General features: G+C 54.6%; 17 protein-coding genes. 11 read left to right on the forward strand and 6 right to left on the reverse strand.

Going from position 1 to position 21,009, the window contains the following annotated elements:
• Window positions 1-34: 34 nt before the first annotated feature.
• From GCD22_RS13115 to GCD22_RS13145, 7 genes are all read left to right on the forward strand, one after another.
• Complete coding sequence (locus tag GCD22_RS13115; protein ID WP_024893638.1) at window positions 35-931, forward strand: LysR family transcriptional regulator; 897 nt, start codon at window positions 35-37, stop codon at window positions 929-931.
• A 63-nt stretch (window positions 932-994) separates the two neighbouring features.
• Complete coding sequence (murJ, locus tag GCD22_RS13120) at window positions 995-2,545, forward strand: murein biosynthesis integral membrane protein MurJ (protein WP_081577358.1); 1,551 nt, start codon at window positions 995-997, stop codon at window positions 2,543-2,545.
• The gene (locus GCD22_RS13125; protein ID WP_010637861.1) at window positions 2,538-2,987 is read left to right on the forward strand and encodes a DUF2203 family protein; all 450 of its coding nucleotides are present in this window, start codon (window positions 2,538-2,540) and stop codon (window positions 2,985-2,987) included. Before murJ ends, GCD22_RS13125 begins: the two co-directional genes overlap by 8 nt.
• Before the next feature lie 66 nt (window positions 2,988-3,053).
• Window positions 3,054-3,980 carry a bifunctional riboflavin kinase/FAD synthetase gene (locus GCD22_RS13130; protein WP_031570182.1) on the forward strand — a complete coding sequence of 309 codons (927 nt, stop codon included), beginning with the start codon at window positions 3,054-3,056 and terminating at the stop codon, window positions 3,978-3,980.
• Window positions 3,981-3,994: 14 nt separating this feature from the next.
• A complete protein-coding gene (gene ileS, locus GCD22_RS13135; protein WP_081577357.1) occupies window positions 3,995-6,817 on the forward strand; it encodes an isoleucine--tRNA ligase in 2,823 nt (940 codons plus the stop codon).
• Window positions 6,817-7,275 carry a signal peptidase II gene (gene lspA / locus GCD22_RS13140; RefSeq protein ID WP_010637856.1) on the forward strand — a complete coding sequence of 153 codons (459 nt, stop codon included), beginning with the start codon at window positions 6,817-6,819 and terminating at the stop codon, window positions 7,273-7,275. Before ileS ends, lspA begins: the two co-directional genes overlap by 1 nt.
• A 415-nt stretch (window positions 7,276-7,690) precedes the next feature.
• On the forward strand, window positions 7,691-7,909 hold the full coding sequence (locus tag GCD22_RS13145) for a hypothetical protein (RefSeq protein WP_024893642.1): 219 nt from the start codon (window positions 7,691-7,693) through the stop codon (window positions 7,907-7,909).
• Window positions 7,910-7,912: 3 nt separating this feature from the next.
• Here GCD22_RS13145 and GCD22_RS13150 read toward each other — a convergent pair whose 3' ends face one another.
• The 4 genes from GCD22_RS13150 to GCD22_RS13165 all read right to left on the reverse strand — a co-directional run bounded on the left by GCD22_RS13150 (window position 7,913) and on the right by GCD22_RS13165 (window position 11,691).
• Window positions 7,913-8,521 carry a cyclic di-GMP-binding domain-containing protein, MshE-related gene (locus GCD22_RS13150; RefSeq protein ID WP_031570188.1) on the reverse strand — a complete coding sequence of 203 codons (609 nt, stop codon included), beginning with the start codon at window positions 8,519-8,521 and terminating at the stop codon, window positions 7,913-7,915.
• Window positions 8,522-8,544: 23 nt separating this feature from the next.
• Entirely contained in the window at window positions 8,545-9,291 is a 747-nt protein-coding gene (locus GCD22_RS13155) for an SDR family NAD(P)-dependent oxidoreductase (protein WP_081577356.1), read from the reverse strand.
• Window positions 9,288-9,863 carry a thioredoxin family protein gene (locus GCD22_RS13160; RefSeq protein WP_081577355.1) on the reverse strand — a complete coding sequence of 192 codons (576 nt, stop codon included), beginning with the start codon at window positions 9,861-9,863 and terminating at the stop codon, window positions 9,288-9,290. Before GCD22_RS13160 ends, GCD22_RS13155 begins: the two co-directional genes overlap by 4 nt.
• A 64-nt stretch (window positions 9,864-9,927) precedes the next feature.
• Window positions 9,928-11,691 carry an ABC transporter ATP-binding protein/permease gene (locus GCD22_RS13165; protein ID WP_031570195.1) on the reverse strand — a complete coding sequence of 588 codons (1,764 nt, stop codon included), beginning with the start codon at window positions 11,689-11,691 and terminating at the stop codon, window positions 9,928-9,930.
• Window positions 11,692-11,813: 122 nt separating this feature from the next.
• Between GCD22_RS13165 and GCD22_RS13170 the strand changes: the two genes are divergently transcribed.
• The gene (locus tag GCD22_RS13170) at window positions 11,814-12,296 is read left to right on the forward strand and encodes a DsrE family protein (RefSeq protein WP_010637846.1); all 483 of its coding nucleotides are present in this window, start codon (window positions 11,814-11,816) and stop codon (window positions 12,294-12,296) included.
• A gap of 7 nt (window positions 12,297-12,303) precedes the next feature.
• On the opposite strand, the gene GCD22_RS13175 is transcribed toward GCD22_RS13170, so the two are convergent.
• Both GCD22_RS13175 and GCD22_RS13180 read right to left on the reverse strand, forming a co-directional pair.
• Window positions 12,304-13,107, reverse strand: a complete 804-nt coding sequence (locus tag GCD22_RS13175; protein ID WP_081577354.1) for a carbon-nitrogen hydrolase family protein — start codon at window positions 13,105-13,107, stop codon at window positions 12,304-12,306.
• A 3-nt stretch (window positions 13,108-13,110) separates the two neighbouring features.
• Window positions 13,111-16,782, reverse strand: a complete 3,672-nt coding sequence (locus tag GCD22_RS13180) for a YhdP family phospholipid transporter (RefSeq protein WP_051690476.1) — start codon at window positions 16,780-16,782, stop codon at window positions 13,111-13,113.
• A gap of 146 nt (window positions 16,783-16,928) precedes the next feature.
• Between GCD22_RS13180 and glnE the strand changes: the two genes are divergently transcribed.
• Genes glnE through GCD22_RS13195 form a run of 3 tightly spaced genes read left to right on the forward strand, consistent with a single transcriptional unit; the run spans window position 16,929 to window position 21,002 of the window.
• Window positions 16,929-19,850 carry a bifunctional [glutamate--ammonia ligase]-adenylyl-L-tyrosine phosphorylase/[glutamate--ammonia-ligase] adenylyltransferase gene (gene glnE / locus GCD22_RS13185; protein ID WP_211371669.1) on the forward strand — a complete coding sequence of 974 codons (2,922 nt, stop codon included), beginning with the start codon at window positions 16,929-16,931 and terminating at the stop codon, window positions 19,848-19,850.
• 12 nt (window positions 19,851-19,862) lie between these two features.
• Window positions 19,863-20,786: a branched-chain amino acid transaminase gene (locus GCD22_RS13190; protein ID WP_031570205.1), complete on the forward strand. Its 924-nt coding sequence runs from the start codon at window positions 19,863-19,865 to the stop codon at window positions 20,784-20,786.
• Window positions 20,787-20,831: 45 nt separating this feature from the next.
• Entirely contained in the window at window positions 20,832-21,002 is a 171-nt protein-coding gene (locus GCD22_RS13195; RefSeq protein WP_244947533.1) for a zinc-finger domain-containing protein, read from the forward strand.
• Window positions 21,003-21,009 lie beyond the last annotated feature (7 nt).

Below are 21,009 nucleotides of genomic sequence, written 5' to 3' on the forward strand. Positions count from 1 at the left end.
AGAAATTAATATTACCTTTTGGAAAAGTAAAACCTTGATAATCCGCCATCCTACCCTGCACCAATTACGTATTTTTACGGTGCTTGCGAGACACCTTAACATGACCCGCGCTGCAACGGAATTACACCAGACGCCTTCAGCACTGTCCATACAGATCAAGCAACTTTCCGAGACCGCTGGCGAGCCCCTGTATGAACAAATGGGCAAAAAACTTTACCTCACGGCTGCCGGAGAAGCCGTTGCCAGGGCCGGAAACGACATTCTGCGTCGTCTGGATGCACTGAATCAGGAGCTCAACGCCCAGCGCAACCTCGAATCAGGGACGCTTAACCTGTCCATCATTTCGACGGCAGAGTACTTCGCGCCGCGCCTCATTGGTACCTTCTGCAAGGAACACGCAGGTATTGAAGTCCATCTTGAAATTGCCAATCGCGACAGCATCCTTGAACGACTCAAGCAAAATCTCGACGACATTTACATCATGGGCCAGGTTCCTGATGATATTGACGGTGTTGCCCGCCCCTTTATGGATAATCCGCTGGTTGTGCTCGCCCCCGGCGATCACCCGTTAGCTGAACAATCCCGCATTGCTCCAGAGCGATTAAAAGATGAAGCCTTTATTCTTCGGGAAGAAGGTTCCGGAACCCGGCTGACAGCCCAGAATTTTTTCCAGGAACAGGGAGTCCAGCTCAAAGTCAGAATGACCATGAGCAGTAATGAAGCGGTCAAGCAGCTGGTCGCCGGGGGACTGGGGCTGAGTGTCCTGTCCCGCAACACCATTGCTGCCGAAGCCAATGCCGGAAATATTGCCATTCTTGATGTCGTGGGTTTCCCCATTCTCAGACAATGGCACGCCGTGTATCGCAAGAACAAACGCTTAACCGCCGTAGCGCAAAAGTTCATGGACTTTTTGCTTGAAGGTAATTATTGATCTTGGCTGTTTCAAACGGCCGTGCCATTATTCTGGGATGCTTCCGTCCTCTTTTGTGCGTTTATGAGTAAACACCCACTGCGCAGTGTATTGAAAGTCGGAAGCAATACCATGCTTTCCCGACTGCTTGGTTTCGCCCGCGACATTATACTTGCGCATTTGTTCGGGGCCGGGGAAATGGCTGATGCTTTTTTTGTGGCCTTCCGGATTCCCAACCTGTTTCGCCGACTGTTTGGGGAAGGCGCCTTCTCGCAATCATTCGTTCCGGTTCTGGGAGAATACCGGACCCAGCGTACGACGGAGGAAGCTCAGGCGTTTGTCGCCGATATCAGTGGCTGGCTGGCCCTGACCCTGGCCGTGGTCACACTGATCGGCATTCTCGCTGCCAGCGCGGTAGTTTACGCCATAGCTCCGGGGTTTGCTGCTAACCCCGGCAAATTCCAGCTGACCGTGGAATTACTGCGGATTACTTTTCCCTATCTATTTCTGATCTCACTGGTGGCGCTGGCTGGTGGTGTGCTCAATACCCATGGCCACTTTACGGTGCCTGCTTTTACGCCGGTTTTCCTGAATCTCAGCATTATTGCCACCGCATTATTCTGGGCACCGCATCTTGCCCAACCGGTTATCGCCGTAGCCTGGGGTGTGTTGATTGGTGGCGTGGTACAGCTTCTGTTTCAGTTTCCATCCCTGAAAAAACTGGGATATTTGCGCTGGCCGCGCCTGCGCCGCCGTGATCCGGGCGTCGCCAAGGTCTTGCGCCTGATGGGACCAGCAGCTTTCGGCGCATCGGTCGCTCAGATCAATTTATTCCTGAATACCATCCTGGCCTCTCTGGTCGGGGCGAATGTGGTTTCCTATCTTTATTACTCTGACCGGTTGGTGGAATTTCCTCTGGGCGTTTTCGGGGTCGCCTTGGGAACCGTGGTATTACCTCTGCTATCCCGGCAGGCGGCTGAGGGTTCTGCGCAATTTCCAGAAACCCTGGACTGGGCGCTGCGTCTGACCTGGCTGATCGGCCTTCCGGCGACGGTCGGTCTGCTGGTTCTGGCGCAGCCACTTCTGATCAGCCTGTTTCGCTACGGTGCCTATAGCGCTGAAGATGCCTGGCAGAGCAGTCTGAGTCTGATGGGTTATGGTATTGGCATATTACCCATCATTGCTGCACGCGTCCTTGCCCCGGCTTTTTATGCGCATCAAAATACTCGAACGCCCGTCCGTTTCGGCATGATCAGCGTGGCAGTCAACATGGTCATCAGCCTGATTCTCGCCTGGCCCCTGCAACAATTGGGTTTGGCCATTGCCACCAGCACAGCAGCACTGGTGAATGCCATTCTGCTCTGGCGCCGCCTGCATCGAGATGGTGTTTATCAAATGCAGGCGGGCTGGCCGCCCTTCTTGCTGAAATCCGCTGCCATGGCGATTATCATGGGCTTGGTGTTATTGAGCTTGCGCGGCGATACTGCACTGTGGCTGGCCCTACCCTTGTGGGAAAGACTCCTGCGGATCCTCGGTCTGGTGCTTTTAGCGGCCGTTCTGTATCTGGGTGGCACCTGGGCTTTGGGCATCCACGAGTTGCGCGATATTATCCGAAGGAGAACTGACCGTGCCTGAAACGGACGGATTACATGGACATGGAGATTCGGTATTTGCCATTCAGCGACCGGGTCAGATTCGCGTGTTCACACTGCTGGAAGCCCGGCAAATTTTTCCTTTAGTCCGCAACATTACCGCCCAGGCTGTTGATGAACTCTCTCCGGTTTTGGAGTCGATGAGGGCCAATATGGAAAACCATCTTCTTTTGCAGCAACAGGAAATCCACTACGAAGAAATTGTGCAGCGCTGGATCAATAAAATGGAGCGTCTGGGGGTGGTCGTTTCGGGATTATGGCTGGTGGATTTTGATACAGGCGATGGTTATTTGTGCTGGCGCCATCCAGAACCCGTGCTGGATTACTACCATGGTCATGAGCAGGGCTTCGGTCAGCGCCGCCCTTTGCAGGAGGTCATCCGGGAACAGCAACCCGAGTGGGCAGACTGCACACCCATGATCTAGGGTTCTCCATGAATTTAGGCTAATATGTCGCCATTTTACCGTGAAACGGATCGCAAATAATCCCGCATGAATTTCCCAGGCTTTTTCCATAGACGCAGCCATTGTCCTGCCAGCTCAGCGCTGGCGGTCAGTATCGGCAATTTTGACGGTGTTCATAGAGGACATCAGGCCTTGCTGCAGTCCCTGCGCCAAAGTAATTTAGCGACGGCGGTTTTGACCTTTGAACCCCTCCCCCGGGAGTTTTTTCAGACATCCCTGGCCGCACCCCGGCTGAGCAGTCTCCGTGAGAAAATCGACGCGCTGCGTCACTACGACGTAGATCAAATTTACTGCCTGCCTTTTGATCAAGCTCTGGCCCGGCTTTCCGCTGAAGATTTCATTACGCGCATTTTGGTGCAGCGATTACAATGTCGCTTTCTGGTGGTTGGCCATGACTTTCGTTTCGGGGCAGCGCGGCGGGGTGATCTGGAGATGCTGCAGCACTTCGGTCGCCAATATGGTTTTGCCGTCATGGAACAGCCAGCCTTCAGCCTCGACGGCCAACGCGTCAGCAGCACCGGAATTCGTGCGGCATTGCTGGCAGGTAACCTGGACCAGGCCAGGCACTGGTTGGGCAGACCCTATACCCTCTGTGGTAAAATCGTTCACGGTGATCATCTGGGTCGGGAACTGGGCTTCCCCACCGCCAACATTCCCCTGAATCGACGCCCCGTTCCGGTCAAAGGCATTTTTGCCGGGCGTCTGCACAGCCCTCAAGGAAGCTGGATAGCCGCCATCAGTATCGGCTTGCGACCTACCGTCGGCGGTAAGCAAATGGTGCTGGAGGCACACTGCCTGGATGCCGACAGTCCTGATCTTTATGGACAGCGCGTTCAGGTAGAACTGCATCAGCAATTACGTCATGAAGAAAAGTACCCGGATCTCGATGCCCTCAAGGCAGCCATTGCCCGGGATATTATCAATACCCGCCGTTTTTTTGCCGAACACCCTTAGGATTTTCAAAACTCATGGACTACAAGCTGACACTGAATCTTCCCCAAACGGACTTTCCCATGCAGGGCAAACTCCCGGAACGCGAACCGGCGACACTGGCGCGCTGGCAGGAGCATGATTTATATGCCGCCATCCAGGCGGCGCGCAGTAACGCTCCGGTATTTATCCTGCATGACGGCCCGCCTTACGCCAATGGCAAAATTCACATAGGCCATGCGGTCAATAAAATCCTCAAGGACATCATCAATAAAAGCAAATTGAGTGAAGGTTATCGGGTCCCCTATGTGCCGGGCTGGGATTGTCATGGCTTACCCATTGAAATCCAGGTGGAAAAGGAACTGGGACGCCCCGGAGAAAAAGTCAGTGCCCAGGAATTTCGCAACGCCTGCCGGACCTACGCAGAAGGCCAGATTGTAGGACAACGGCAGGATTTTGAACGACTCGGCATCCTCGGCGACTGGCAGCATCCCTATCTGACCATGCATTTTGCGGCAGAAGCCAATATTCTCCGGGAACTTGGTCGCTTGACCGTCAATAGTCAGGTAGTACGCGGTGCCAAACCCGTCCACTGGTGTGTGGATTGTGGTAGTGCACTGGCCGAAGCGGAAGTCGAATATCAGGATCGCACGGATCCCTCCATTGATGTGGCTTTTGCCGTTGCCAATCCGGCTGACCTGCAGCAGCGGCTGGGGCTGAAAGAGGCTGTCGCCGCCAGCGTGGTCATCTGGACTACCACTCCATGGACTTTACCCGCCAATCAGGCGGTCGCCGTACATCCTGATTATGCTTATGTGCTCCTGCGCAGCGGGCATCGCCATATTCTGGTAGCTGCCGATCTGGCCGAAAGCACCCTCGCCCGTTATGGGGAAACCCCGGAAAATGGTCCTGCCATTCTGGCAGAATGCACCGGATCGCAGCTCGAAGGACTGATTCTGCAGCATCCTTTTCTGGATCGTCAGGTTCCGGTCATTCTCGGCCAACACGTTACCCTGGAAGCCGGTACCGGATGTGTGCACACCGCGCCTGCGCATGGCGTGGAGGACTATGAGGCCAGTCGTCATTATCATCTGCCGGTGGAAAGCCCCTTGCAGGATAACGGCCGCTTGCGTGATGACCTGCCCCGTGGTCTTGGCGGGCTGAATATTCGTCAAGCCAACGAAAAAATCATCGAACTGCTGCAGGAGGAAGATGCCCTACTGCATCTGGAAAAAATCCGCCATAGCTATCCCCATTGCTGGCGACACAAGACGCCCCTGCTGTTTCGGGCGACACCGCAATGGTTTATCAGCATGCCTGCCAACCAGCTCCGCGACAAGGCTCTCTCTGCCATAGAAGCAACGCGCTGGATTCCCGACTGGGGTCAGGAGCGCATTGCCGGCATGATCCGTCAGCGTCCGGACTGGTGTATTTCCCGGCAAAGAGCCTGGGGCGTACCCATTGCCCTGTTTTTCTGCGGCCAGTGTGGTGAACCGCTGCGCGATGCGGCAACTTTCGAACGGATTGCTCAGGCGGTGGAAGCTAACGGTGTTGATGCCTGGTTCAACCAGCCTGCCGAAGATTTTCTGCCTGCAGAAGCGCATTGTGCAGCCTGTGGATATGATCATTTTCACAAGAGCACGGATATTCTTGACGTCTGGTTTGATTCCGGCTCGACCCACGCCTTTGTCCTGGAGCAGCGTCCGGAACTGCAGAGTCCTGCCGACCTGTATCTGGAAGGTTCAGATCAACATCGTGGCTGGTTTCAGTCTTCGCTGCTGGAGTCTGTGGCGAGCCGAGGGCGCGCACCATTCAAGGCGGTTTTGACCCATGGCTTCACGGTGGATGGTGAAGGCCGCAAGATGAGCAAGTCAGTGGGTAACGTCATCGCCCCACAAAGCATTATCGACCGTTATGGTGCAGACATACTTCGGCTCTGGGTGGCTTCGGCAGATTACCGGGGCGAAATTCCCATTTCCGATGCCATCGTCAAGCAATTGGGGGATAGCTATCGGCGCATTCGTAACACGGCCCGCTACATTCTCGGCAACACCCACGATTTTGACTTCGCAAAAGACGCACTGCCCACAGCAGAGTTGCTGGAAATGGATCGCTGGATGCTGGCGCGCACCGCACTGTTGCAGGAAGAAATTCGTGCGGCCTATGCTGAATATCAATTTCTCAAGGTCCAGCAAAAGCTCCATCATTTTTGCTCCATCGACCTGGGCGGCCTTTATCTGGACGTACTCAAGGATCGTCTCTATACCTCACCGGCTGCTTCTCGCGCCCGCCGTTCCGCACAAACCGTCCTCTGGCTGATGCTGGAAGCCATGGTCCGCTGGATGGCACCCATCCTCAGCTTTACCGCAGAAGAAATCTGGCAGGAAATGCGCGATCGGCCGGCACCCAGCGTGTTTTTTGGTGAATACCCAGACCTCCCTTTGCCCGCAGATACCGTTGCGCTGAACGCCCGCTGGGAGCGTCTCAGTCAATTACGGGATGCGGTCAATGCGGCGCTGGAACTGCTACGTCAGGACAAGCAAATCGGCTCGGGTCTGGATGCCGAACTGCAGATTTATGCCAACGATGACTGGCAGGCGTTTCTGCACCCTCTGGGAGAAGAACTGCGCTATTTTTTGATGACTTCCGCCTGCAGCATCCATGCCTACTCCGAGCGACCGGAAAACAGCGCCGAACTGGTTCCCGGAGTTGCCCTGCAGGTACAAACGAGCACAGCCAGCAAATGTGCACGGTGCTGGCATCGCCGTCATGATGTCGGCCAGCATGCCGGACATCCGGAAATTTGTGGTCGTTGTGTAAGCAATCTTGAATTACCAGGCGAACAACGGGAGTTCTGCTGATGTTACGTTACCTTTGGCTGTCTTTTGCCGTCATCCTTGCAGATCAGGGCGTTAAACTCTGGCTGAGCCATATCTGGCGGGTGGGACAGGGTATTGTCGTCATCCCCGGCCTCCTGAATTTTCGCCTCGTTCATAATACGGGGGCTGCTTTCAGTTTTTTGGCAGGTGCAGGCGGTTGGCAGCGCTGGCTGCTCATTGGTATTGCCCTGCTGGTCGTTGTCGTCATTGTCGCCATCCTGCGTCGCCTCAAACCCGGCAGCACCTGGACCGCCATCGCTCTCGCACTCATTCTTGGCGGTGCTGTAGGCAATCTGATTGATCGCATTCGCCTCGGCTATGTAGTGGACTTCATTGGGGCGCACTGGGGTTCTTTATATTGGCCTTACTTCAATATTGCCGATAGCGCCATTTCCATCGGGGCGGTAATTCTGGTTCTGGACGCTTTCCGCCGGCATTAGCCCTCCGGTTACAAAAACGTCCCCTTGAGCAGTGGGGAGTTTTTGCGACACGGGCAGTTATCCTAAAACCGGAGGTGGGCCGGGAAGCTTTGCAGCGACTTTGGCCCGCGCCGTTGTTGTTCTTGGTGAAATCCTGCGCCCGTCAGGAGAGCTGTCTGAGCCCAAAGGGCGAGTTCTCTCCTGACAGCAGGATGAGCCTTAGAACAACAGGCAAGGGACGTTGGAGCAAAAAGCTTCCCGGCCCACCGCCGGTTTTAGGGGGCACCCTGTAAAAACGGGCACCTTGTCGTCAAAACGTGACAGAAATTAGCTGACTGACCGTTCGGATAATTTTTATGCATTGATTTATATGCGTTTATTATTTTGGCACGCTCCTTGCTTTATCATTTTCATTAGAAGGCTAAGGAGACAGCAGATGGATAACAGCACAAATTTATTGGCGGCTTTGCGTCGGGTTCGCAGCTTCCCCAGTTACTCTTCTTTCATGGCAGGACATGAAAGACAACGCATCAAACGGGAATTACAGAAACGCCTGCTCCGCCTGCGCCGGCAACGACAGGTTCAGCAACACCCCAACTTTGTGACCAAACAACAACAAATTGCCAGCGGTATTTTTCAGCACATTTTTCACTGAAACTTAGACGCAGGCGCGCTGAATATCCTTTCCGCATTCCTGCAAAAACTGCCAGCGTGCCACCCACTCATGCACTGGATGGAAAGAGGCTCCAGCAATCGCCTGACGAAAAGCTTCGAGATCTTTTTCGACCTGTTTCAAAACACTGAGTAAACGTCGCAAGCGCCCAGGATCTCCCTTGCGTTTGGCCGTTTCTATGGCCTCTCTGGCGACAGCCAGGGCACGAGGAAAGTCCATCGCTTGACGCAAAGCCGCATCCCGTTTTTTTCTTTCCCCCCCAGCTTCGCGATCCGGTATGCGGGGCACCCGTTGTTGCCATTCTTTCAATAAATCAAGGGACTGCTTTTCGAGATCCATACGCAGCTTTTCTGTAGAGCCTGCCAACATACGGGCACTTTTGAGTTTACGATCATCGTGACGAAGACGAGCCTGCCTGGTAAGACCCAGAGCAAGATCCTGCTCACTGACCAGTCCTTCAGCAATCAGCAACTTCCCCAGACGTTCACTCCCTTGCCTTTGATGGCGGAGAGCGCGTTCAAGCTGTTCCGGAGAAATAAATCCGCGCTGCAACAGCACTTGCCCAATACGGCGCTTTTCTTGTTCGTTTATCATTATTTTCTGCGCCGGTAGACGCTTTAATCCCTGTGTACCAGCCCGGCCCGCGCCTGAGCGCGTGGTTTTATAATGATTTCATCAATATTGACATGGGCAGGACGGCTGACAACCCAGCTAATGGCGTCGGCAATATCTGCTGCCACCAAAGGCTCCATACCTGCATATACACTCGCTGCACGTTCTGCATCTCCGGCAAAGCGCACCAGACTGAATTCGGTTTCCACCAGTCCCGGATCTATTTCGGTAATGCGGATGGGCTTGCCCAGCCATTCCACACGCAGCGTCTCGGTAATCGCCTTGACCGCATGTTTGCAGGCCGTATAACCGCCACCACCGGCATAGGTTTCATGGGCGGCAATACTGCCGATATTGACCAGATGCCCAACGCCCGAAGAAGCTTTCAACAGTCGTGGATAAAGTGCCTTACTCATCCGCGCCAGGCCCAGCACATTGCTGTCCCACATGCGTTGCCAGTGGGATTCCTCCATCTCGGCAATCGGCTCAAGGCCCAGCGCACCACCAGCATTATTGACCAGAATATCTACAGCCTCGGGCAACTGATCGACAAACTGACAGACACTTTCCGTGTCAGTGACATCCAGAGTCAGGGCCACCCCCTGAATTTCTTTTGCCAATGCCTGCAGTCTTTCCAGACGGCGGGCACCGACGTAGACCTTACATCCCTGATGTGCAAGCTGACGGGCTGTTTCTGCGCCAATACCCGATGATGCCCCCGTAACCACGGCACAGCGCTGAACGGGAATCATGCCCAACCCTCCGGTTCATTACCGGCTCGCCACTTGATGCTGCAACCCACACTGGGCAGGACTTTTGCCGGAGGCTCACGCTTTTCCAGCACGGCAGCTACCGCTTCCGATAAATCTTTTCCGGTAACCGGCAGCGTATTTTTGGGACGACTGTCATCAAACTGACCATGGTAAAAAAGCTTGCCTGCCTGATCAAAAAGGAAAATGTCCGGGGTACAAACGGCGTTGAAGGCCTTCGCTACGGCTTGATCTGCATCAAAAAGATAGGGAAAGTCATAACCGGCACGCTGCGCTTCGGCAGGCATTTTCTCGGGGGCATCCTCAGGATAGGTGTCCGGATCATTACTGTTGATCGCCACCACCTGAACTCCCTGATTTTGCCACTGACGGGCCAACTCGCCCAGCTGCCTGCTGATATGCAGTACATAAGGACAATGGTTGCAGATAAACAGCACCAGTAAGGGCTTGCCCCGGGCGGATGTACTGGACCAAAGCGTACTCTGCCCTCCCTCTGGCAAAGAAAAAGCGGGCATGGCGCCACCAACGGGTAAATCTTTTGCGGTCATTGCCATAATTGCATCTCCTAAATTTCCTGATGATGAGCCGAAGCTCGACTTTGTGTTGATCGTTTGCCGGTCATGCAGGTGCCGGGTGCAAACCATCTGCTGGGCCTTGCTGTTGGACGACTTCCAGCACCCAGGCACCATTACCCTGCAGGCGCAGGCAATGCTGGTGGTGCTGCAGCAAACTGGAGCGATGACCGACACTGATGATTGCGCTTTCCGGAAGGGCTTCGACCAGCAATTGATATAGTCGGTTTTCGGCGGGCTCATCCAGAGCCGAACTCGCCTCATCCAGAAATATCCACTGCGGTTTTTGCACCAGCACCCTCGCGAAAGCCAGACGCTGCTGTTCCCCCAAGGATAACACATGCGACCAGAGCCGGGAGTCATCCAGCTTGTCGGCAAGACTACTCATATCAACCCTGCGCAAAATCTGTTGCAGTTGCTGATCATCCACACTGGCGCCAAAGGGATACACCAGAACATCCCGGAGGGTACCCAGAGGCAAGTAAGGTTTTTGGGGAAGAAACAAGGGGCGCTCTCCTTCGGGTAGCCCGATTTCTCCGTCACCAAAAGGCCAGATACCTGCCAGACTGCGGATCAGCGTACTTTTTCCGCCACCGGAAGGCCCCATGATCAACAGTCGCTCACGACGACGGACGTCGAGATTCAGGTCATGCACCAGTTCCCGGCCATCGGGCAGGCGCACATTGAGATGCTTGACCTGCAGGTTGGGCGCGTTTTTCCGTTCAATCTGATAGTGGGTTTCACGGATGACCCGCACCTCGTCCATGGATTGTTCAAAAAAGCGCAAACGATCGACGACTGCATGCCAGTTGGCCAGACTGCTGTAACTGCTGACAATAAAGGAAAGCGCACCCTGCACCTGGGAAAAAGCGGAGGCGATTTGCTGCAGTCCGCCGATGCCAATGGCTTTATTCACAAAATAGGCAGGCATGCTGACAATAATCGGGAAAATAATGGCCGCCTGACCATACCCTGACACCCACCAGTTCAGGCGCATGGATCGCCAGATGATCCGCCAGTAATTCGCATACACTTCGGCAAAACGCCGGAGAAAATGGTGGCGTTCTTCGTTTTCACCTCCATATAAAGCTACGCTCTCGCTGTTTTCTCGCAGACGCATCATGCTGAAACGGAAATCCGCCTGATAGCGTTCCTGATTAAAATTGAGCTTGATCAGCGGGCGGCCAATAAGCGCTGTCAGAATGGTTCCAAATACGGCGTATATCAATGCAGCCCAAACCAGATAACCGGGAATGGTGTATAAAGCCCCATTCCAGGGGATGGTAATCATGGCCGACAATTCCCAGAGCATGAACACAAAGGCCGCCAGAGTCGTTACTGAACTGAGCAGGCCAATGATGATGTTCAGGGTCTGGCTGGTAAAACTGGCCAGATCCTCGCTGATACGCTGGTCGGGGTTATCTGTGCCATCGCCGAGCACCTGCATATGGTAAAATGTGCTTTTGGACAACCAGTTGTCGAGATAATGGCGGGTCAGCCAACGTCGCCAGCGGATTTCCAGCATCTGGGTAAAAAAAGTCTGGGATACGGCGGCTATGATGTAGGCTGTCGCCAGCAACAGAAAAATCAGCATCTGATGCCAGGCCGCATTGACGGCAAAACGCTGCAAGGCATTCCAGAAAACGGCATACCATTGGGTAATGCGGTAGGAAATAAATACCATAAACAGGTTGAGAATAATGATCAACGCGAAAACACCCCGCGCACTCCAGCGCTCTTCTGAATGCCACCAGTATGGCTTGCTGATACGCCACAAGTCGCGAAAAAACGCTCCGTTAAACTGCTTCATGCACACTCCCCAACCATAAAAACCTGCAACATCTCAACGCTCCTCCGGTCTTCGCGCATTCCCCGGCTTAATTATTGCTATGCTTCAAGGGATGTCTTATCTGTAAAGCTCAGGAGAATAGCATGACCCAATCCAAAAACCATTCCCGTCGTCAGTTTATCGGAGGTATTGCTGCTGTTGCTGGAGTCGGTGCCCTGGCCATCAGCAATCAGGGCAACGCCCAGGGCATGATGGGGCCAACCAAAAACAAGGTAGTGTTTCAACTCAACAAGTCCGATCCGGCTTATATTCTGGACATCCTGCATAGTGCTGCCGTCGTCCTCGGCCATTTCAACAGCGATGCCGACATTGTCATCGACTGCTTCGGACCCGGCCTCTGGTTGCTGGTCAAGGCCCCGAAAAATCATCAACATTACGAAAAATTCATTATGGAACAGGTAGAAAGCCTGCACATGTATGGCGTGGTTTTCAACGCCTGTGAACAGACCATGAAAACCATCCACATCGACAAGGCAGATCTGATTCCACAGGCGGTGCCCGTGTTTAGCGGCGCGGTGGATCTCATTACCCTGCAGCAAAAAGGTTATGCCTATATCGCCTGGTAGGAAACCCTCAGTCCAGTTGCCGATGTTGCAGAGCGGGTAACTGCTTTCGGCAACTTTGCAGGTAATCCCTGTCCATTCCAGCCATCACCCATCCCGGCCCCTGTTCCATGCGGGCCAGGACCTGCCCCCAGGGGTCAATAATCATGCTGCAGCCAAACGTCTGGCGACCATTCTGATGCAGACCACCCTGATCGGCAGCCAGCACGTACGCCTGATTTTCGATGGCTCGGGCGCGCAGCAAACTTTCCCAGTGGGCGGCACCCGTTTGTCGGGTGAAAGCGCTTGGCACCACCAGCAGTTCGGCACCAGCGTAATGACGATACAACTCCGGGAAACGCAAATCATAACAAATGGAGAGCCCCAGTTGACCCCAAGGGGTTTCTACCTGAACGGGCAGCTTGCCCGGCGCGATACTGCGGGATTCACGATAGGTTTCCCCACCAGCCAGATTGACATCAAAAAGATGGATTTTGTCGTAACGCGCACGGCGCTGGCCTTCATTATCGTAAACCAGACAAGCTGCAAAGCAGCGTCCGTCAGGCGCCGCAATGGGGATGCTGCCGCCCACCAGCCAGCAGTCCTGTTGCCGCGCCTGATCCGCCAGCCAGGACTGAATAACACCTTCACCATCAGGTTCCATCAGCGCGAGTTTGTCTGTTTCATGACGTCCCATAAAGGCAAAATTCTCGGGCAGCAGGATCAGCTTCGCTCCCTCACGAGCGGCCTCCCGAATCAGCCCTGCGGCTTGCTCAAAATTTTCTGAAGGGATATCCGAAGAAACCATCTGAATCACGGCAAGCTGAGCGTCCATGCGTTATTTATCCTTTGCTGACGACGACGATATGCGAGTAACCATGGGGTGCTCCCAAGAGCCTTGGGCTAGATAGTTTAATTCTAGCACCTTACCCGAATGCCCAAACAGTGCCGGGCCCAGCAGCGGGAAATCTCCTAGAAGCCAATCAAAACTCTGTAAAGGGTAAACCTGCAAATTCAGGTTCATTTGCTGATCAACCATGTCCAGAGTTCCTGCTCCATGCATGGCCAGCGCACTGGAGTTCAGGCGAATATCCTGACTGCGTGCCAAACCCTTCCCGAGCACAAACTTTGCCGAAAGCGCATGAAAAAACAAACCCTCTCCAAATAGTGGGCGGTAATCCAGAGTGAGCAGGTCTTTCAGCAGGGTTGTTGGGTTCACATAAACCAGCCAGGACACATCCGTCCCCATTTTTTTGAGGCGGCCGTTTTTTATATGGGACTGGATTGTCCCCTGAAGATGCTGCACATTCCAATTCCAGGGTGCGCCCGGCCAGGAAATTTTCCCCGTATAGCGGGCTTGCCCGTATTCCAGACTGTTCATCCCCAGCGCTTCCAGCGCCGGGCCGATATTATGGCTTTGCACGGTTCCCTGCACGGTAGTCATGCCGCCATCATGGGGCAGCCATGCCCCGCTGAGGTCCCAGTGACTGCCGAGCCACTCCCCTTTCAAAGCCGACAGTTGCCAGCCGCTTGGCGAGCGTTCCGCCTGTAAGCTCACATCATGGGCAAGATGCCCCCGCCAATCCAGATGGTCCATATGGGCATCCAGGTCCAGTGGACCACCTGAGGCCCAGGCCGGAGAAGAAGTCATTCCTGAAGCCCGCCGGGCAGACTGCAGAGGTTCGGTCTGCGCAGGGCTGAGTACCAGTTTCTGCACATTCAGGTGAATGGCGGCCGCTTGTGCCGGAATCCTTGCCGCCTGATAAGTGAGCTTGCCTGCAGACTGAGGACTGCGCCAGCGCAAATGCCAATTACGGCCACGGGCTTCTCCCTGCATCCGGGTATGCTGCCAAACCTGTCCCAGCAGTTGCACTTGCTGCCAATGCAGGTCAAAACGAGTGGTTGGCAAGCTGCCTCCCGGGCCACCTGCCGGTAAGAGAGCGAACCATTCATCCACAGGCAGAACCTGACCCTGTCCATCTATCCTCACGCCGTAGCCGGGCATTTTGGGAAGAGGGCCAGCACCCAGACGCAGCGCTGCAGCCCGCCACTGCCAATGCCTGCCTTCGCTTTTCCAGCTCAGCCGGGCTTGGCCTTGAGCGGCGTGAACAGTCAGATCAAAAGCACGATCCCAAAGCCCCTGTCCGGAGATGCTGACGGGGGTCTCATCCGCATAACTCCAATTAAAGGGTGCCGGGAGGGAACTGCGACTACGCTGTAACCGGGCAGATCCCAATAAGCGCAGTCTGCCATTTTCCAGAGTTCCGGATACCTGATAAGGAATCACTCCATGCAGTCTGGATTGCCAGGATTGCGGCAGCGGTAACTGCCCGGCCTGCAGCGACCCCTGCAATTGCATCTGCAGATGAGTCTGCTGGTCAAGCGCTTTGGCTTGTAAACTCACTTGTGCGGGGCCGCCCACAAACTGACCCTGCAGGTTTTTGGCATTGATGGCATCTCGCTGAAAATGAATGGGTCCCGAAATGGATTCAGCTCGCCAGTTTCCCATTTTCACACCGGCTTTTTGCAAAGCAAGCACACCCTGTACCTGGGTTTTTTCATGATGAAATGGCACCTTCAGGGCCAGATGCAACTGTCCTTCCCCGGAAAGTTGCAGGGGCGGCGTTTGCGCATGGCGTAAAATCGGGGTCTGACGCAAACAGGGCAGCAGTTTTGCCATAGCCAGAGGCGTATTGATTTCTGCATACAGAGGCGATGCAAGTGCCGTATCCAGATTGCCAATAGAAACTTGCGCCTCCCGCACCGGAATACCGGAAATATCCCCGTGACTGCGAACGGTCAATGTATTTCCAGTCCACAGCAAACGGGCATCCAGATGCTCCGCATCGGGCCAGCGTGCTGCGTAATGCAAATGCACATTGTGAAAATGCGCCTGCAGATTGAGATGGTCATGATTGTGGTTTTGGGGCAAATGCTGCCAGGGGCCTCGCCAACGCAAATCTGCCTTGTCCAGAGTGCCACTGAGAAAGGCCATGGAAAGCCAGCGCTGCAATGCCGGTGAAATTCCCTGATTCGGCAGAAAAGTGTTGATGTCGCGTGCCGGCAGGTGCTGCAGTCGGGCTTGCAAATGCAATTGTTGTGGACCGATGCTGGCAGTTAGCTGCAAATCTCCAGGACCATGGACAAGCAAAGGGGCAGCCTGCAAAGACCAGTGCTGAGCATTCCAGCGACCGGAAATATGCCCCGATACTTTTTGTAAAAACCAGGAATGCGCAAAATAACGCGGCCAAAATACCTTCAGTTGTCGGCTTTGCAAATGCAGACTGAATTGTTGCGGTTGAAAATCAAGATGGCCGCTCAAACCGTCCAGACCTGGGGCCTGGCCCAGAGCGGGAATATCCAGATCGTCCAGCCGGGTTTGTAGTTGCCAGCCCAGCTTTTGGGAGTTCCGGATTCTTGCAAAATGTACCTGCATGTCCCGCAAGTTTCCGTGCCAGGATGATTGGCGCCAGTTTTGCCAGTGCGCTGGCAACAAAGGGCCGGCGATGTCCATAACCAGCTGAACAGGCAAGCGCTTGGCACTGAAATCACCCTGCAATCGCCCCTTCCAGTGGAGACGCAAGCGGGCGGACAAGGGCTGCGCACTGATCCCGCTGATTGGTGAAATCTCAAGCTGCCCCGAATGAGTAAACCCTTGCCAACGGAGCTGCCCTTGCACCCCGGTCGCTTTCCGCCCTGTAAAACCCGGATGTTGCCATTGAAAATGACCGTCCAAAGCGCTGAGCAAGCCATCCTGCCAGACCAGACTACCCTTTGCACTCAGCATTCCCTGCAGCGCAGGGAAACGGCCATCCAGCTCATGCAACCAGGCCACGGGCAGGCCATGTAGCGCCCATTGCCCATTTCCTGCTGCACCCGCGTACTCCAGACTGCCGCCTTTTGCCCAGTCAAGATGAATCTGCATGTCCGGTCGTAAGCCGCCGGTACTGAGCCACTGCAAATGCAGGTCTGATGAATGCTGATTATCCGGTAGTTCAATCAAAAAATGTTGGATTTGCAGGCGTGCTGGATCCAGTTTGAGATTGAAATGACCGTTGGAATGACCCGGTTTCAGTCCGGCCAACTGCCAATGCCCCCAGTCATTTTTGAGGATTTTTACAGAACCACTGGCCACGTCCAGCTCTCTGACCAGCAGATCGCCCGCGAACAACGGCAAGGCAAAAAACTGCAAGTCCACGTCGTTCAGGGACAAATCCGGATGGGCGGCAGACCCGATCAGCAAGTGCTGAAATTGCACAGTGGGTCCGCCCTTCCATCCGGTCCGGATGACACTCAGTTGCACGGGTTCCGAGAAATGCTCTACCAGGGCGTTGCGCAGATAATCCCGGAGCAATTCCGGCCTATATATGAAAAGCAGATAGGCGGCGAGTATCAGCAGCATCGCACCCGCGACCAGCACTGCTGAAACCCGGGCGAACCCAACAGCCAGGCTGCGCAGGGACTGTCGCAGTCCTGCCTGATGCGGGGCATCAGCATGGGCATCAGCCATGATGCCCGGTCGATGTCGGTAAAAATGCCGAGGAAATACGCGAAGTTCCTGAGTAGCAAAAGAAAATATACGGGGATTACAGGGATCGTATCATAACCATCTTCAGGTACACTGTGAACATGCATGACCTGCCAAGGAATAGCCCCATGTCCCGGAGACCTGTGCCTGAAAATCCGATGGGTGAAAGCCCAAAATCCATGCCCCCGAAAACCGGGACGCGCTTACCCACCCTGATCACCGAAATTCTCCAGCAAATTCCTGTAGACAGGGAAGCCATAGAAGAAATGATCAAGCTCATCTGGGCAACATTTTCGGAAACCCAACGCAACAATCTGCTGGATAAGGGTGCAGGTTTTTTCCGGCATTGCTTGCAGGTTGCCTGTGCCAGCCCCTTTCTGCGCCAACATCTGCAGTATCACCCCCAGCACCTGCTCCGCCTGGCCAAGGGCGAAGTCACCCCGCCTCCCGACTTGAAGGACCACAGCCCTGAGGCCTTCAACACGGCATTACGGCGCTATCGCAATGCACGGATGGTTGAAATCATCTGGCGCGATCGCATGGCGGGTGAGCACATGTCGGAAACCGTAGCGGCTGTCAGCGCTTTGGCCGAAACCTGTCTACAGCAGGCCTGCATATACGGCCAGGCCTTATTGCAACAAGCCTATGGATATCCCGAGAACGATGCCGGAGAGGCAGTTGCTTTCGCGGTCATCGGCATGGGCAAACTTGGTGGAAAAGAGCTGAATTTATCCTCGGATATCGACCTCATTTTCTGCTTCAGCGAAAATGGCAGCAGTAATGGTCCCCGTTCCCTAGAAAACAGTGAATACTTCAGCCGTTTGGGGCGCTGGCTGATTCAGGCGCTGGATCAACCCGGCGCCGAAGGTTTCTGCTTTCGCATAGACATGCGTCTGCGTCCTTTCGGGGATGCCGGCCCCCTCTGCATCAGTGCTGCCGCCATGGAGCACTATTATCAGGTCCATGGGCGGGGCTGGGAGCGTTACGCTTTCATCAAAGCCCGACCCGTAGCGGGTAACCTGGATTTTGGTGCAAAAGTGCTGGAAATGCTGAGGCCTTTTGTTTACCGCCGCTATCTGGACTTTACCGCCCTGCAGGGACTCCGTGAGGTCAAGGCCCTGATGGATGCCGAGCAGGGCGAAAGCAGTCAGGACATTAAAAAAGGACAAGGCGGGATTCGCGAAATCGAATTTATCTGTCAATCACTCCAGATCATCCATGGGGGGCGTACCCCCCAACTACGCAATACCAACACGCTCAGCACGCTGGATATTCTCTACGAATTGGATCTACTGCCAAAATCCGATTTTCTGTTATTGGGCAGGGCCTACGGTTTTTTTCGTAATACCGAGCACTGCCTGCAGATGGTCCAGGACCAGCAAACCCAGCAACTTCCCCGCAATGAGAACGAATGGCAGCGACTGGCTTGCGCCATGCACTATGAGGATGTGGACAGTTTCCGGATGGATCTGGACTGTTTGCGTCAGCAAGTGCATCACATTTTTTTACAAACCCTGGCTCCGCAAACTGCGCATTCCAGCAATACGCCGGAACAGGGACGGCAACTCTGGCTACATGCCCAAAACCATACTCTGGACATGCTCCCTGAGAAAATTTTCCAGAAACTGCATTTTCCAAATCCGACAGAAAGCTGGTCACGACTCTGGCGCTTTGCCCATAGTCGGGATGTCTCTTTGCGGCTATCCACGGAAGGACGCCAGCGTCTGGATAATTTGCTGCCGCAGATACTGGAAATTTGTGCACAGGAAGCCGATAGCGAAGCGCTTCTTCAACATTTTCTGAACCTGCTGGAAGCCATACTCAGCAAAGCCAATTACCTCGCGCTCCTCGCCGAAAACCCCCGCTATCTGCAGCATTGCAGCACGCTGCTACACAGTCCTTGGTTAGCGCAGCAACTCGCCCGCTTTCCCGTGCTGCTCGATGATGTACTCAGCAACAACCATCAGCCCGGGCAATGGCCGGAAATTCTCCACGCCCAACTACAGTATGCGGAAGACCAGGAAGAACGCATGGATGCCCTGCGGCGCTTTAAAAATGCCGAACTGGTACGCCTTGCGGCCAGCTTCTGGACGCAGCAGTTATCCATTGAGTCGTTACTGCGGCAACTCAGCGAGCTGGCACAACTTACCCTGCAAACCGCGCTGGATTGGGCCCGGCTGGAAATGGAACGCCGCCATGGCCGGATCTGCACTCAGGATGGACAGACAGCGTCATTTGCGGTCATCGCTTTGGGCAAGCTGGGCGGTCAGGAAATGGGCTTCGCCTCGGACCTGGATCTGATTTATTTATATGACGCCCCGCCTGAGGCGGAAAGTGACGGTCCAGCCCCCCTTCCCGCCTCCACCTGGTATGCCCGCCTGGGACAAAGGCTCATCCACCTGCTCAGCACGCTGACCCGCGCAGGCATACTGTATGAAATTGACATGCGCCTGCGCCCCAGTGGCCAATCCGGTCCTCTGGTCAGCAGTATGGAGACGTTCAGCCGCTACCAGCACCAATCCGCCTGGACCTGGGAGCATCAGGCCCTGACCCGCGCCCGCTGGGTAGCCGGCGATTCACAGTTAGGAGCACGATTCGAACAATTGCGTCATGCCATTTTGGGTTCCGAAAGAGACGCCGAGACCTTGAAAAGTGCCGTGCGGAGCATGAGAAAACGTATTTTCGACAATAAAAACATAGCCCCACAAGCTTTTCATCTGAAATTAAGCCCGGGTGGACTGACAGATATCGAGTTTCTTGTACAATTTGCTATGCTAGGCGCTTGCCCGGAGCAGCCGGATTTGTGTCAGAATACCGGCACCGCAGCAGCCATCAGGGCCTTGGTGCAATCCGGTGTTTGGAATGCCCAACAAGGCTCTGATTTGCTGCATGCCTGGAAACTGTACCGGCAAGTAGAAAACGAACGCTGGCTGAACTTGCAGGAAAACAATGTTCATGCCGATGATACCCCGCATTGGGAGGCTTTGCAGGACGCCTCAGAAAAGGTGCGAGTCATCTGGCAGGAATGGATTGGCAGTTATACGGATTAAGGAGAAGTAAAAATGTCCATGGCGGATCGTGACGGTTTTATCTGGTTTGATGGCAAAATGGTGCCCTGGAGAGAAGCTACGGTGCATGGACTGACCCACAGCCTCCATTATGGCATGGGTTGTTTCGAGGGCGAGCGGGCTTATGCCACTCCCCAGGGAGCCGCCATTTTTCGTTTGCCGGAGCATACCAAACGGCTGTTCAACAGCGCCAAAATCCTGCAGATGGACGTACCATTCACGGAAGCAGAAATCAACGCGGCCACCAGGGAAGTGATTCGCGTGAACCAGCTGGAGTCTGCCTACATTCGCCCGCTGCTGTTCTATGGCGCCGAAGGCATGGGCCTGTCTGCCAAGGGCCTGAAAGTCCATGCCCTCATTGCTGCCTGGAGCTGGGGCAGTTATCTGGGGCAGGAGGCGCTTGAAAAAGGCATCCGCGTCAAGGTCAGTTCCTTCAATCGTCATCAGGTGAACATCCACCTGTGCAAAGCCAAGGCTACCGGCAATTATATGAACTCCATGCTGGCCCAGCGCGAAGCCTCGTCCTGCGGATATGATGAAGCCTTGCTGCTGGACCGTGAAGGCTATGTAGCCGAAGGTTCCGGAGAAAACGTCTTTATGGTGCGCGACGGCATTCTCTATACACCAACCCTGACCAGTGCCCTGGAAGGCATAACCCGCGACACGATTCTCCGTTTTGCCCGGGATGCCGGCATTCCCATTGTTGAAAAACAACTCACCCGCGATGAATTTTATATTGCCGATGAAGCTTTCTTTACGGGCACCGCCGCCGAAGTCACGCCGATTCGCGAAATTGACGGAAGAGTCATTGGTAGTGGCAGTCGGGGGCCCATCACCAGCCAGCTGCAAAGCCGTTATTTTGATACGGTCGCTGGGCGTCGGGATGATCATCCCGAATGGTTGCATCACGTCGCCTGAACCATGAAAAACGCCATTCACTGCTGCAACAAAGGGTTCACCGAGGTGGAACCCCAACATTTACCGCTCTATTGCCCACAGCCGGAGATGAGCCGCTGGAACGGTCACCCCCGGGTATTCCTCAAGATTGAAGAAACGGGCGAAGCCCGGTGTCCCTACTGCGGCACGCTCTATGTATTGAAGGGTGGGCCGCTGAAAAAGGCGGCAGGACACTAGGTCTGGA

It is taken from the genome of Acidithiobacillus thiooxidans ATCC 19377 (genome assembly GCF_009662475.1).
In the GTDB taxonomy this organism is placed as follows: Bacteria; Pseudomonadota; Gammaproteobacteria; order Acidithiobacillales; family Acidithiobacillaceae; genus Acidithiobacillus; species Acidithiobacillus thiooxidans.

What these genes read in the sequence shown, in the direction of transcription:
- murJ (WP_081577358.1), top strand. Translation starts at nt 995, where the DNA reads ATGAGTAAACACCCACTGCGCAGTGTATTGAAAGTCGGAAGCAATACC.
- GCD22_RS13130 (WP_031570182.1), top strand. Translation starts at nt 3,054, where the DNA reads ATGAATTTCCCAGGCTTTTTCCATAGACGCAGCCATTGTCCTGCCAGC.
- ileS (WP_081577357.1), top strand. Translation starts at nt 3,995, where the DNA reads ATGGACTACAAGCTGACACTGAATCTTCCCCAAACGGACTTTCCCATG.
- lspA (WP_010637856.1), top strand. Translation starts at nt 6,817, where the DNA reads ATGTTACGTTACCTTTGGCTGTCTTTTGCCGTCATCCTTGCAGATCAG.
- GCD22_RS13145 (WP_024893642.1), top strand. Translation starts at nt 7,691, where the DNA reads ATGGATAACAGCACAAATTTATTGGCGGCTTTGCGTCGGGTTCGCAGC.
- GCD22_RS13150 (WP_031570188.1), bottom strand. Translation starts at nt 8,521, where the DNA reads ATGATAAACGAACAAGAAAAGCGCCGTATTGGGCAAGTGCTGTTGCAG.
- GCD22_RS13155 (WP_081577356.1), bottom strand. Translation starts at nt 9,291, where the DNA reads ATGATTCCCGTTCAGCGCTGTGCCGTGGTTACGGGGGCATCATCGGGT.
- GCD22_RS13160 (WP_081577355.1), bottom strand. Translation starts at nt 9,863, where the DNA reads ATGGCAATGACCGCAAAAGATTTACCCGTTGGTGGCGCCATGCCCGCT.
- GCD22_RS13165 (WP_031570195.1), bottom strand. Translation starts at nt 11,691, where the DNA reads ATGAAGCAGTTTAACGGAGCGTTTTTTCGCGACTTGTGGCGTATCAGC.
- GCD22_RS13170 (WP_010637846.1), top strand. Translation starts at nt 11,814, where the DNA reads ATGACCCAATCCAAAAACCATTCCCGTCGTCAGTTTATCGGAGGTATT.
- GCD22_RS13175 (WP_081577354.1), bottom strand. Translation starts at nt 13,107, where the DNA reads ATGGACGCTCAGCTTGCCGTGATTCAGATGGTTTCTTCGGATATCCCT.
- GCD22_RS13180 (WP_051690476.1), bottom strand. Translation starts at nt 16,782, where the DNA reads ATGGCTGATGCCCATGCTGATGCCCCGCATCAGGCAGGACTGCGACAG.
- glnE (WP_211371669.1), top strand. Translation starts at nt 16,929, where the DNA reads ATGTCCCGGAGACCTGTGCCTGAAAATCCGATGGGTGAAAGCCCAAAA.
- GCD22_RS13190 (WP_031570205.1), top strand. Translation starts at nt 19,863, where the DNA reads ATGTCCATGGCGGATCGTGACGGTTTTATCTGGTTTGATGGCAAAATG.